A 12,949-nucleotide genomic window follows, 5' to 3' on the forward strand; every position below is an offset into this window, starting at 1 on the left:
ATTCAACCTGCCCGCTCCTATTCAAACCTATCTATAATGGGATGATCACCTGGTTTTGGAATATCATCCATCTGTTCATGGTTATCCATCGCTATAGCGGTTATCAACTGCTGTTTTAAATCCGCTAATTCAGAATTTGGTTCTAAAAGCTGAATGAGGCTATTAAGTTGCTGGGTTGTGGCTTCTATTTGTATTTTCATAAGCACTGTGAAGCAAATTACAGGCCAATAAGTGTTTGCAAAAAAGAATTTAAAATCAATATATTTGCCATTGTTGCACGGGGTGCTTTTAACTAATGTTAAAGGCTGAGATGAATACCCGCGAACCTGACACGGATAATACCGGCGTAGGGATGCATTGGCTCAAAAGGATTGCGGCTGCCTGGCTGTTTGAATTTTTGCCCTGTTCACTATCCGTTAAAACCGGTTAGCTGACAGGAATAAATATTTAAACATATGCAATTAGAACAAAAAAGCTTTAGCGTACTTTCAGACCAACTTACTAACTGGCAGGGACGGAAAGAATGGTTTTTTAACCGCGAACATACCGATACTTACGAGCAATGGTACGAAGGGCGTTACAAACGTGCAGAGGTGTGGCAGAAAAAGGTGATGGGTCAGTTACTCACCAGCCATCCCGGCATAAAAGAACTTCTGGAATTTGGATGCGGCACTACCCGCTTCACCAGATGGTGGAAAGAAATAGGCATTGAGGCCACCGGCGGAGATCTTTCTCCCTTTATGCTTGGCCAGGCTGTGCACTTATTCGATGGCGACCTGGTCAATGCCGATTCTCACTATATGCCTTTCAAAGATAACAGCTTTGATGCAGTGGCATTCATTACCACATTTGAGTATTACCGCGACCCTCTGCAAGTGATCAGGGAGGCCGCCAGAGTGGGCAGAAAAGGAATTGCGTTTGGGATGATGAACCGAAATTCTCCCAAGTTTTTCAGACGACGAATACAGCAGGCATTCGGAAAAAACCCATTCTACGTTACGGCTACCTTTTACACCCCGCAGATGCTCATTGAAAAGGTTCATAAGGCGCTAAAAGGACGTGAATATACCATTGAATGGACCTGTACCGGTTTACCAAAGTGGTTTCCCCTTCAGCAATGGAGTTTGCCTTACGGAGATTTTTTTGGTCTGTACGTTCACTTCAGGGATTAGTTGAAACTATGGGCTTAGGAAAAATAGATAACGATGGTCTGGAGGAAATCATTCTTCAGCATTGTGGAAAGAACCGTAGTGAGGTAACTTGCGGACCAGCTTTTGGCGTGGATGTATCGGTTGTCAACCTGGCCGGCGGACTGGCACTGGCGATGACAAGCGACCCCTTGTCGTTGATCCCCTCTTTGGGTTTGCAGGAATCAGCCTGGCTATCGGTTCATTTAATGGCTAACGACATGGCTACCACCGGGTTTGCTCCTATGTATGCGCAAATGGTGCTCAACCTGCCTGCGTCGCTGACTAAACAGGATTTAAATATTTACTGGGAACATGTTCATCAATACTGCATAGCCATTGGTGTAGCGATTACCGGCGGACATACCGGTAGCATTGAGGGGCAAAACTCGACCATAGCTGGCGGTGGCACCATGCTGCTCACGGCACCTGCACAAAACATTTTACTGAGCAGGCAAGCGCAGGCCGGCGACCTCATAGTAGTAACCAAAGGATGTGCTACCTCATCTACCGCTATTTTATCCATGAGTTTTCCTAAAACTGTGGTGGCCAGACTAGGAACAGAAACCTATCAGAAAGGATGTGAGCTTTTCTACCAGACATCAAGTCTGAAAGAGGCGATGATTGCTAACGCGGCCGGACAGGCGAATGCCATGCACGATGTAACCGAGGGCGGGGTATTGGGTGCAGTTTATGAGATGGCTATCGCCTCTGGCAATGGCGTAGAAATCGACAGTCATGCGATTCCGGTAAGCCAGACGGCCATTGAGGTATGCAGGCTCTTTGAAATTGATCCACGATTCTGTGTTGGCGCCGGGAGTATGATCATGGCGGTAAAGCATGACCGGGCAAAAAATCTAACTGATCAGCTCGAGCGTGAAAATATTCAGGCGACTATCATCGGTAGATTTACCGCAAAGGAAAAAGGATACAAACTACGAGAAGCGGATGAGTTGGTTGATCTGCCGTATTTCTCTACCGATCCGTATTGGAATGCCTTTTTTTCTGCACTAAAGAAAGGATGGACATGAGCAACATTAGGAAAAATATTAAGGGCGGAATCTATCTGGTAATAGATCCGGCAATGCAGAGGGATGCTTTAATGGACAAACTTAAGCTGGCACTGGCGGGAGGAATTGATGTGCTGCAGATCTGGAATAACTGGCCTGAAGGGATAGATAGGCTGAGTTTTATAAAGGAAATATCCATTCTTTCCCATCCCTATCAAATTCCGCTTCTCATCAACCAGGAGTGGACCCTGCTGAAAGAATCTTCGGAGCTCGACGGCGTACATTTCGATGTTTTCCCGGATGATCTTAGCTGGATTAAAACTCAAGTGACCAGAGACTTTATGATCGGCGTAACCTGTTCGGGAAATCTGGATACGGTACGGCTCGCACACAAGGATAAGCTTGATTATATCTCTTTTTGCTCGATGTTCCCATCGAGCTCGGCAGGAAGTTGCGACATCGTATTACCGGAAACCGTGAGCGCAGCACGCGAGCTTACCCATCTGCCGCTGTTTGTTTCAGGAGGAATCACACCGGAAAACGCGGATGTGTTGAGTAAACAGATACCCTTTGATGGTGTTGCCGTGATATCAGGGATTTTAAGTGCTGATAATCCCGTTGCTCGAACAAGGCAATATCAACAAGTATTAACAACAAACAGTAAAATATTATGAGAACCAAAACCATAGAAAAACTATGCTGTCCATTTGATAAAAAGGACCTCAATCTAGACATATTTGTAAAAGACATCGACTCAAACGTTCTGGAAGGAGTACTCACCTGCATGGAATGTAAACGAAAATACCCTATTGTTCATGGGGTACCGATTATGTCGCCGGATGAATACCGTCAGATTGAACTTGAACAACCAATAATGGAAAAGTGGAAACTTGAGCATGAACTGACAGATACCAAGCTACTGCCCTAAAGCTTTAGCTTGGAGCACTTTAAAAACAAATGAAAAAGCCTGTACTCAGACAGGCTTTTTCATTTGATAGTCAAAGATATAAGGTTTCCAACTTAATCTTCTTAGTTACTTCTTAACAGTGCTTCCAGATAATAGTAATCTGCATAGTTAATGGGCACATCAATTTCAGACTTGGCAGGGCGATGACCGGTGCTATGTTCGAGTATAAAACCATAGTTATCGCCAAACTTACTGGTGTAGTTTTTACTCAGTGAACACAAGATATGATCTGCAGCAGCTTTATATTTCTTTCCATTACTGCTGTATTTCGCCAGCTCGTACAATGCAGATGCCGTAATGGCCGCAGCGGAGGCATCTCTTGAAGCATCCGGAATCTTCGGGTCGTTATAATCCCAATAAGGAACACCATCTGCTGGGGTAACCTTATTATTTAAGATAAAGCCGGCAATACCATCTGCCTGAGCAAGATACCGCCTGTTTTGAGTTTCCCTGAAACACATGGTGTAGCCGTATAATGCCCATGCCTGTCCCCTCGCCCAGGCTGATTCGTTTGCATAGCCCTGCGCCGTAACCTTTTGTAAAATATGCCCGGCTTTAGCGGTATCATAGTCGATTACATGATAAGAACTGAAGTCAGGCCGGAAGTGGTTTTTAATGGTATGATCTGCATGGGAAACGGAAATCTTATAAAATGAAGAATCGCCGGTCATTTTGGTCGCCTCGAAAAGTAATTCCAGGTTCATCATATTGTCGATGATAACCGGGTACTTCCATTTATCGCCATTATGGTCCCAGGATTTCAGTACGCCTGCCGTTTTGTTAAACCGTGTGGCAAGCGACCGGGCTGCCTGGATAATTACAGCCTTATAGGCAGTATCTTTGGTTAGGCGATAGCCGTTTCCAAAGGGACAGTAAATCATAAATCCCAGATCGTGCGTACCCCGGTTATATTGCTCCTCTTTGATATCGTCGGTATACTTTCTGGCGAGCTTAAGCCACTTTTCGTCTTTCGTGAACTGATAAAAGTACCAGAGTTCGGCCGGGAAAAACCCACTTGTCCAGTCTTTTGAAACGACCATTTTGAACTGACCCTTTTCTACCGTGCGTGGTGAAACCTGGCTGGGCTTCACCAACCGGGCAGAGTCGACATTGCGGATAAGCACATCAGTTTGCTTGCCGGCGGATGCAAAGGCTTTTTTAACATCAACGTTTTGTGCGTTTGCAACGTGGCAAGCCAGGAGAATCAGTAATGTAATATTGATTTTAAATTTCATGGAGTCGCTAGATTATGCTTCAAATTCATATTCAAGTTACGGAAGTTTATCGAGGGCAGGCACATTAAGTTCATATCCTGCATAACCTTTATTCTGGTTAATCCTTCCCTCGGTGTTAAATCGCTGAGCTGAAGCAGGAACCGGCCATAGCACATGATATGGTGCAATTTTATAATTTACACCTTGAAGGGTTGGAACCTGGTTTTTATAGAAATCATTTTTCTCCATAATCCTGTCGTACATGAAGTTATTGTCGGAAAAAGCGGCAATGTTATACACTTTTCCATTATATGCTGCTTTGCCGGTTTGTGCGAAAATATAGGCAATGCGGGTGAGCTCTGTTTTGCGGGGTTCTTCCCAATACAATTCCCGTGCGCGTTCATCCAGAATGGTACCAATAGTGATGGCACTGGCATTGGTTAACAGGGTTGCATTGGCCCGTGCCCGAACGACATTGATATCGGCCATAGCCAGCGCAAGATCGCCTTTCCAATAATAGGCTTCGGCCCGCAGCAAATAAGTTTCTGCCAATCGGAATACGTACCAATCCGTATTTGTTCCGCGTGGTGGCGTCCAGTATGGATCGTTAGCCAGTGTGTTGGTAGAATTGATAAACACCTTATAATGCGGCCATCCGAACCAATGCCGAATGGTATCAAGTGCACCATTGGTAAATCTTTGGGCAAGATTTGACGACGAATAAGGTTGTAGCGGCTGTCCGTAAAGGGCTCTGTCTGCAGCGTTTGATGAAGTTTTCAAGGCTGGGTTATTGTAAACCAGATCCGTCATATCCATCCACATCCCTTTTGCATGCCGGTAATCCGTATTATCTGTCCAGATGTATTTTGTGCTGTACGGCGTACCGCGATAACGTCCGATTCCCCTGCCGTACATTCTGGTGAGGGGGATTTCGGCAGTTACGGCATCGACGATGGCCGTAGTGCCGGAAGGTGTTTTTACATTTGCAAAATGCCAGGCCGGTACGGTATTTCTCATCAGCTGCGATCCGTTAGCGGTGAAGCCCACGAAATTCTCTCTGTCGATAACCAGAAACAGTGCTTCACGGTTTGTGGCAATGGACTTGTTATCCATGCGGTGCAAATCCCAGATTACGTTTTTGCTGGCATCTGAAGCGGTGCTTCCGAAGCGGGCGGTCATCATTCCATATTTACCGCCATTGATGACATTATTGGCAGAAGCAATGGCATCATCAAACTTGCCCAGGGCCAGGTTGACTTTAGTGAGAAGGTGGCTGACTGCGCCTTTTGACACGTCACCTTTATTGCCGCCGTCGGTTACCCAGGTTTGTGCAAACTCCAGATCTGTTTTCAGTTTAGCCAGGATTACTTCTCTTTTGGTGGAGTAAAAATCGGCTTTAGGAGATTCCAGATCCTGTAAAAGCAGCGGCACATCACCGAACTGGTGTACCAAACGGTAATAGTTATAAGCCCTGTAAAATAATGCCGACCCTAGAATCAGGTTTTTCTCTGCCTCGGAACTGTAGGTAGGCCTGTCGATATTGGAGATAATGGTATTCGCTTGTCTAACGGCAATGAATTCGTTTTCCCAGTACCATCCTATTTTGTTGTAGTCGTCACTGTTCAGGTTGGCATCCGGCGTAATTCTCGAAATCAGGTCCTGGGCAGGTGTATTTTTATCAGTGGTGCCCTCTACGGCAACGTCTGAGAAAATTGATTCTGTAAGCATAGGTGCAGAATCGCCGAAAAACTCTCTTCTGGTTGCTGCACCTAAACCATTAAGTGCGGCTTTCATGGCAACGAGATTATTGAGATTCTCCGGAGCATAAGCCGAAAGCTGCTCGGAATCCAGATAGCTTTTCTTGCATCCTGCGGCTATGATCAGGGCAACGAATCCAAGAAAGAATAGTATGTTTTTATTTGTATTTTTCATATTCATCAATGTTAAAGCGTCACATTAAGGCCTAAAGTGTAGTATCTTGGAGTTGGTCCGTCATTCTGCGGATCCCAAAAGGTCCATGTTGGTGCATAATAACCTGCATTGGTGACGTTGGCATATATTTTTGCTGATTTAACGCGTATTTTAGTTAGCAGGTTTACAGGAACAGAGTACGACAGGGCAACGGTGTTCAGGCGGATAAATGAATTATCCCAATACACATTGAAGCTGGTGCCACTGGAACCTGAATTTAATCTCGCATAATCGTTGATAGGGTTGGACGGTGTCCAGTACGGAAATACGTAAGAATTTGAGCGGGCAAAGCCTACACTTCCGGGCTGGTTCTTTGCCAGGTTGTACTGTTTCATCTGTCCCCAGTTGGATAAGAGCTGAAAGGAGAAATCAAAGTTTTTGAAGATATTGAACTCATTTCTCATCGCCAGAAAATAGCGTGGGGTTTTATATCCCAGAAATTGTTTATCATCATCAGAATAGGCATAATCTCCATTCACATCTTCCAGTTTGAAATCACCCGCTTTAATTGCTGCTTTGGTGAATTTCGCTGCTTCAGCCATTTCATCTGCCTGCCAAACGCCGTTTACCTTGTAATCCCAGATCACGTCGATGTCTTTACCAATAAACCATCCGTTACCAGGATCGTTGGTTGGCAGTGCAAGGGCGATAATCTTATTCCGGTTAAAGGAGATATTGAAGTTTGTGCTCCATTTAATATTACCTTCTATCAGGTTTTTTGTGGTTACACTAAACTCACCCCCCTTGTTGTTGATTCGGGCAAGATTGGAATATACATTTGAATAGCCACTTACGTTAGGCAGCGTTTGCCGCACCAGCAAATCGGTTGTTTTTTTAGTAAAAGCTTCAATGGAACCATTGATGCGGTCATTAAACAGCGAGAAGTCTAAACCAATATTTAGTGCGGTGGTTTCCTCCCATTTCAGATTGGCATTGGCCATCTTGCTGGAAATCTGCACCGTGTTCACATCAGATGCTGTGCCTCCGGGAGTTACCGTCTGGTATTTTCCACTGGTCAGTTGTGCGAGCGCCGCATATGGATCTACCGTTCCGTTATCAGGATTACGCAGGTCACGGTTTCCATTTACCCCGTACGATAACCTTAGTTTACCGTAATTGAGCCACTTTTGATTTTTAAGAAACTTTTCATCGGTAAATACCCAGGCCAGCGCGGCGGAAGGGAAAGTTGCTCTTTTTGAGTTGACGCCGAATACAGAATATCCATCACGGCGAACGGTAAGGGTAAGGTAATAGCGTTGTAAAAGTGAATAGGTTAACCTGGCCAGCAAAGCGTCGCCCGTATAAACTTTATCTTCACTGTTGGTTGTTGGCTTGACACCACTTGATAAGTTATGGTAGCTCAGCACATCGCCCGGTACAAAACCCTCATTACCTGCCTGTGTCCACCAGGTTTGGTATTTTTCGGCATTTGCAAGCAGCGTCAGGTCGAAATTGTGAATATTGGCAAAGGTTTTATTCCATTTAATGAGGTTATCGACCTGCCAGTTGTAGCGGGTTTCATTTGATCTGGTTGCCGAACCGCCGGGAGTTACCACATCAGGGTTTCTGGAAGAGCGGTAATCGAAGGTACGGTAGAAATCCAGTCCGGGGCTAAAATTGATCTGGTAGCTAAAGCCAAACGGAAGTTTTACCTTGCCATATACACTTCCGAAAATGGTATTCTGTTTATTCATCCTTTCGTTATAGGTCATGCTTAAAAAAGGATTTCTGGCGTTCAATCCGCTGTCGTCGGTAGGGATCCGGCGCAACTCTCCGTTAGCGAGGTAACGGTCTCCATAAGGGGAAAGATTGATGAGTTGGGTCCAGTCTGCCTCGAGTGAGCCGGTGCCGGTTCTGGCTTCATCGCGATCGGCGAACTGGAAGTTCATTCCAAGTGTGACTGATTTTGCGACCTGTCCTTCCAGGTTAATCCTGGCCCTGATGGCGGTATAGTCTCCACCTTCAATTACGTTCTGGTTCTTTTGGTAACCCAGAGACATGTAATAGTTGATTTCCTGTTTTCTTCCGCTTAGGCTTAGGGTATGGTCCTGGCGAAACCCTTTTCTAAAAATATCATCGTACCAGGGTTCTGTTTTACCTGCGAGGTAATTGGCTTTTTCGTTGGCCACGAGGCCCAGGCGGTTTAACCACAAATCTACGGGATCGCCCGTTTGACCGTTTAACCACTGATTTAACGTGACTCCGGCAGGAAGATTTCTGGGGTCATTATACAGATATTCGGGTGTTGTTGCGCCGCTCCTTAATACGTCGCCCCTCCAGGCCAGGAAGTCTTCTCCATCATAACTACGCATGTTTTTGGCCAATTCGGCAAAGCCGGCGTTGGTGTTGATGGTGATGAGTGGCTCATCGCCTTTACCTTTTTTGGTGGTTACGGCGATTACGCCTGTTGCAGCTTTGGCACCGTACACAGCCAGCGAACTGGCATCTTTCAGTACGTCTACCGTTTCAATATCATTGGGGTTAATATCTGCCAGCTGTCCGTTGTAAATCACGCCGTCCAATACAATTAATGGCGAGCTTCCGGCGCTTAACGTTGATTTTCCACGCACCAGGAAATCGCCCCCGCCTTTGGCACTTGAACTCAGGCCTACAGACAGTCCCGGAACATTTCCCCGGAGTACGTCGGACAGACTCTGCGGATTTTCATTCTCTAGCTGAGTAGCCTTAACACTGGAGATGGCACCAGTAGCATCGCGTTTGGTTGCAGTACCATAACCGATTACCACCACATCGCTGAGGTTTTGGGGTTCATCAAGCAAGATGATTGAAAAAGTAGTGCGCCTGTTGACTGCTACCTCCTGTGGGGTATAGCCAACTGCTGAAAATACCAGTGTAGCATTGGCTGGTGCGCCAATGGAAAAACCACCATCAGCCCCGGTAGAGACACCCGTTCTTGCGTTTTTAATTTTCACCGAAACACCGGGGATGCCCGCCCCTGCTTTGTCTTTTACGGTTCCCTTTATGGTGGCTTCCTGCGCGTGGGCAGAGAGCAGCATAAAGCAAACCAAACTAAAAAATAGCGTAATTTTTTTTCTCATAATTGTATTTGGTTAAGAAATTAAGAACACAAACGTATTCTATTTAAAACCAAAAAACAAACAGAAATTATACATAAATCACTACATTTCAATTAGTTAAATACAAAACCAATACACTTTAAACGCAATAACTTAAAAACAAAAAAGCTGTTTAGGACAGCGCTATAGCTACTAATCAAAATCAGGGCAATACGCTTTAACAGCAAGATTTTTTTTTGTGAATATTTAAGCGATTTAGGGTATTGATAGCCATTCTACTCCATGATCAGTTTAGTCCACCCCTCTTCCCCGGCCTTTTTCACCATGTCTTTCTTCTCCTGATAAATCTTCTGCATTTTGGAGTTGTAAGTCCAGCAGGTTCCCTGCCGGATCTCCAGAATCTGAGAGAGTTTATAGGAAGATATTGTGCCTTTGGAGTTGTACACCAATAGGAGCATATAAAGTGCTTTATTAATTGGAATCCGGCTGTTCTGAAAGAGTGTTCCGGCAATTACTGATTCATCGTAACCGCAGCGGGTACAACGACGGGCATGGGGTGTGGCACCATTTAAATAGTGATCATTACTGCATTTTTTACAGGCATATCCCGCAGACCACTTTAACTCAGAGAGGTACTTAAAGCAACTTTCTTTGTCAGGATAGATTCTGCTAAACTCTTCAAAATCCACTTTTTTAGCCATGACACGTGCCTTGGTTACACGCTCGATGTTCAGGTTCAGTTCTTTAACATCCTGTTTCAACATTGCATTCATTACCGAAATTTCCACGTTTTGTGCCTCAATAATTTCTGCCTTCTCACGAAGCTCACGCGTTCTGGATTCAACCATCGCTGTCAGTTCATTATTCAGTGTCTGGTTAAGCTTATCATTCACCTGAAGCTGTTCTATAATGCGTTTTTGTGCAAAGTTCTTTTTCTTTCTTAAACTCCGGATACTGTTTCCGATTGCAAATGACACCAATACCATTTCGATAACAAAGCAAATACTTAAACTATAATAAACCAGCGTGCCGTAAGGAATCCATTTGAGCAGTAACAGTATTTTAACAGCGAAACCAAACAGGAGAATTGCGTAACCTGAAACCAAAAACAGTGCAGGCTTGAAACCCATCCGGTAAACGGACATAGCAGATAAGAAAACCACGATCAGCGGGATGATTTCGATTATCTTAAAGTTGAAAAGCGTTGGAGAGATTAAACAGGCCAGAAAAAATACGGTACGTAGAAAGATGGTGCACAAAACTACCTTGTGGAATAGTGGTGATTTTGCCTTGAGATAAAGGAATCTGATGGTAAAGAGCATTCCGAATATACTACTAATGAAAAGTGAAACCCCGAATCCATAGGTGTTTAGTGCAGGAAAAGAAGGCCAGAGGTATTGGAAAGCAATACCATCGTTGCACATTTCGTAAAGGCCAATCCCGAGATTGTACAGTACATAATACAGATATTGCTTCCCTTCTATGGCAAAATACATGAGCAGGTTGTACAAGCAAAACACGAAGATCATACCATAGAATAACCCGAATATGAAGTATTCGCTAATGGCATAGCCTAAAAACCACCTGAAATCGCGCACCACAAAAATAGCGCTTACCGGATTATCACATTTAATCCTGACATAATAAGTTAACAGTTTGTTAGAATTATTATTGAGGTCGTATGTAAAGTTCTTATGTTCATATACCCTGTTAGCAAAATCATATCGGGTACCGAATGAATTTTCCTGATAGCTGGTGAAGCCGTCAGACACGTACAGTTTGAGGTCGGTTATGGACTGATCAAAAAACTCCAAGATCCATTTCTTTTGAGAGGCCTCATTGTGACCGATTTTAAACCTGTACCAATAAGCAGATGCCTGATGCTCGTTTTTGGGGATCCGGTTTTTATTGGGTTTAAACTGATGTTGATATACTGAAGTGATGACCTCTCCGATGCCGAGTTTACCTGTTGGATCTTCCAGAATGTCGATTTGATTGTAAGTAAAGAGTTGGTGTGGGGTATTGTCATCTATTTTAAGCGGAACCTGGGCGCTTATTTTACCTGTGAAAAGCAATAAGGTTGCACACAAACCGATTGTAATGAGCTTGAGGGATTGTAATGTGCGAATAATCCCTGCTTTTCCGTAGATGAACTGGAACGTATCTTGCATGATAAATTTGGTTAGTCGGCTTATATTACAAAGAATATTGCAGAAACCCAATTGCTAAGTCAGATTTCGCTGAAAATTATTGACTAAGCCGGTTATTCGCAAAATCTGACTCCACCTCTACTCCACAGTGACACTACCTTTTTGCGCTAAAAGGTGGAGTTAAGGTGCTTATCATGAAGTTTAGGGGGCAGGGATGGTGGGATTTGACTGCCTTTATCCTGCTTTGATCCTGCCTTGATGCGGCGATGAAGCCTGGTTTAAATACAGTTAACATTTATCAGGCAGGCAATGAGTGATTTAAAAGTCATCGAGTCTGGCCTCCTTGATGATTTCATTAAAGGAATTCAATAGCCCCCGGAAAATGGTATTTAATTCCAGTGAAGTTGCCTTTGCCCTGTCAATGCGGGCTTTTCCTGTTATGGGTGGAGATTTCAGGATCAGCGAATCAAGATTAGCGGTCACTTCCTCTCCAACCCGGGGCTGGATGTTTAAAAGGATGTCATATATCCTCATCCGGTATTTTCCGTCTCTGACATCGAACTGAACGCTAAACTTATAGATCGGGTATCCTTCAAGACTGCTCACCAGGGAAGACCGGTTCTGGACGTCTAAAAATGCTTTCCCGATGAGTTGTCCTGTATTGATGTCTTCTGACTGGAGAACAGGTCCGGTATTTTTAAGCTTATCAGCCATCCACTTTTTTGCGCTGGCGTATAATAGCGGCTTCTTCACATCCATTCCCTCAACGATTTTTTCGTATAACAGCTTTCCATTTTTGATAGGTAAATCCTGCTGGTATTGGTAGCTTTGACCATATGATGATGTTGAAATAAGGATCAAAAACAGAACCGACCAGAATTCCAGGTTACCTGATATATTTTTCATGGCTATAACTCATTTAGTAAATGTACTAACAAAGATAAATCATTGGCCATAACACTACGTAAGGAATACGCATGTAAAGTGCAAGTTAGTTAAAGGCGACATTATCAAAAACTAAACCTCGTCTATAACTGAAAAACCTTTTGATCTATCGCCGGAAGTCCACTCCCAGGTTTCGTGGAGCCGAATTTTTCCGGAAGGCAATATCTCAGGGATTGAATTACATATCCCTGTCATCAACTGCCCGGACGAATTTACCTGGTGATACCGCATATCAATTGAGCCGTCGGCACTAACAATACCTATTAAATGTCCTGTCTGGATTTGACCTCCGGAATAGCTGGCAGTAAGTATATTATCCACTTGTGAATAATGAAACTTTGTCTCTTCAGAGGTTTCTCCATTGTCAGAATTGGATGATGGAATAAAGATTCTGTTATTATAATTGATCATTTCCCTGAATTAAGGTTATAGAGCGACAATTATAAACATTTACCTGAAAATAAAAT

Annotated in this window: 11 protein-coding genes and 1 riboswitch; of the genes, 4 read left to right on the forward strand and 7 right to left on the reverse strand. The window is 44.1% G+C overall.

Annotation, left to right across the window (positions count from 1 at the left end; translation table 11 throughout):
* Positions 1–17 precede the first annotated feature (17 nt).
* Positions 18–200, reverse strand: coding sequence for a hypothetical protein (locus tag R2Q80_RS10850; protein ID WP_316799622.1), 183 nt, complete (start codon positions 198–200; stop codon positions 18–20).
* A 68-nt stretch (positions 201–268) separates the two neighbouring features.
* Positions 269–370: riboswitch (TPP riboswitch) on the forward strand.
* A gap of 85 nt (positions 371–455) precedes the next feature.
* On the opposite strand from R2Q80_RS10850, the gene R2Q80_RS10855 reads away from it, so the two are divergent.
* From R2Q80_RS10855 to R2Q80_RS10870, 4 genes are read left to right on the forward strand one after another with little or no spacing between them, the layout of a single operon-like run.
* Positions 456–1,172 (forward strand): class I SAM-dependent methyltransferase, encoded by a 717-nt coding sequence (locus R2Q80_RS10855; RefSeq protein ID WP_316799623.1) that lies wholly within the window; start codon positions 456–458, stop codon positions 1,170–1,172.
* A gap of 8 nt (positions 1,173–1,180) precedes the next feature.
* Positions 1,181–2,218: an AIR synthase family protein gene (locus tag R2Q80_RS10860; RefSeq protein ID WP_316799624.1), complete on the forward strand. Its 1,038-nt coding sequence runs from the start codon at positions 1,181–1,183 to the stop codon at positions 2,216–2,218.
* A complete protein-coding gene (locus R2Q80_RS10865) occupies positions 2,215–2,871 on the forward strand; it encodes a thiamine phosphate synthase (RefSeq protein WP_316799625.1) in 657 nt (218 codons plus the stop codon). Before R2Q80_RS10860 ends, R2Q80_RS10865 begins: the two co-directional genes overlap by 4 nt.
* Positions 2,868–3,125 carry a Trm112 family protein gene (locus tag R2Q80_RS10870; RefSeq protein ID WP_316799626.1) on the forward strand — a complete coding sequence of 86 codons (258 nt, stop codon included), beginning with the start codon at positions 2,868–2,870 and terminating at the stop codon, positions 3,123–3,125. The genes R2Q80_RS10865 and R2Q80_RS10870 overlap by 4 nt, the downstream gene beginning before the upstream one ends.
* 101 nt (positions 3,126–3,226) lie before the next feature.
* Here R2Q80_RS10870 and R2Q80_RS10875 read toward each other — a convergent pair whose 3' ends face one another.
* The 6 genes from R2Q80_RS10875 to R2Q80_RS10900 all read right to left on the reverse strand — a co-directional run bounded on the left by R2Q80_RS10875 (position 3,227) and on the right by R2Q80_RS10900 (position 12,893).
* The gene (locus tag R2Q80_RS10875) at positions 3,227–4,399 is read right to left on the reverse strand and encodes a glycoside hydrolase family 88 protein (RefSeq protein ID WP_316799627.1); all 1,173 of its coding nucleotides are present in this window, start codon (positions 4,397–4,399) and stop codon (positions 3,227–3,229) included.
* 36 nt (positions 4,400–4,435) lie between these two features.
* Positions 4,436–6,310: a RagB/SusD family nutrient uptake outer membrane protein gene (locus tag R2Q80_RS10880; RefSeq protein WP_316799628.1), complete on the reverse strand. Its 1,875-nt coding sequence runs from the start codon at positions 6,308–6,310 to the stop codon at positions 4,436–4,438.
* Between the two features lie 11 nt (positions 6,311–6,321).
* Positions 6,322–9,408: a SusC/RagA family TonB-linked outer membrane protein gene (locus tag R2Q80_RS10885; protein WP_316799629.1), complete on the reverse strand. Its 3,087-nt coding sequence runs from the start codon at positions 9,406–9,408 to the stop codon at positions 6,322–6,324.
* Positions 9,409–9,662: 254 nt separating this feature from the next.
* Positions 9,663–11,558: a 7TM diverse intracellular signaling domain-containing protein gene (locus tag R2Q80_RS10890; protein ID WP_316799630.1), complete on the reverse strand. Its 1,896-nt coding sequence runs from the start codon at positions 11,556–11,558 to the stop codon at positions 9,663–9,665.
* A 297-nt stretch (positions 11,559–11,855) separates the two neighbouring features.
* Positions 11,856–12,443, reverse strand: a complete 588-nt coding sequence (locus R2Q80_RS10895; protein ID WP_316799631.1) for a DUF4468 domain-containing protein — start codon at positions 12,441–12,443, stop codon at positions 11,856–11,858.
* 111 nt (positions 12,444–12,554) lie between these two features.
* Positions 12,555–12,893, reverse strand: a complete 339-nt coding sequence (locus R2Q80_RS10900) for a n-acetylglutamate synthase (RefSeq protein WP_316799632.1) — start codon at positions 12,891–12,893, stop codon at positions 12,555–12,557.
* Positions 12,894–12,949: the final 56 nt, after the last annotated feature.

This window comes from Pedobacter frigidisoli, assembly GCF_032678525.1.
GTDB lineage: Bacteria > Bacteroidota > Bacteroidia > Sphingobacteriales > Sphingobacteriaceae > Pedobacter > Pedobacter frigidisoli_A.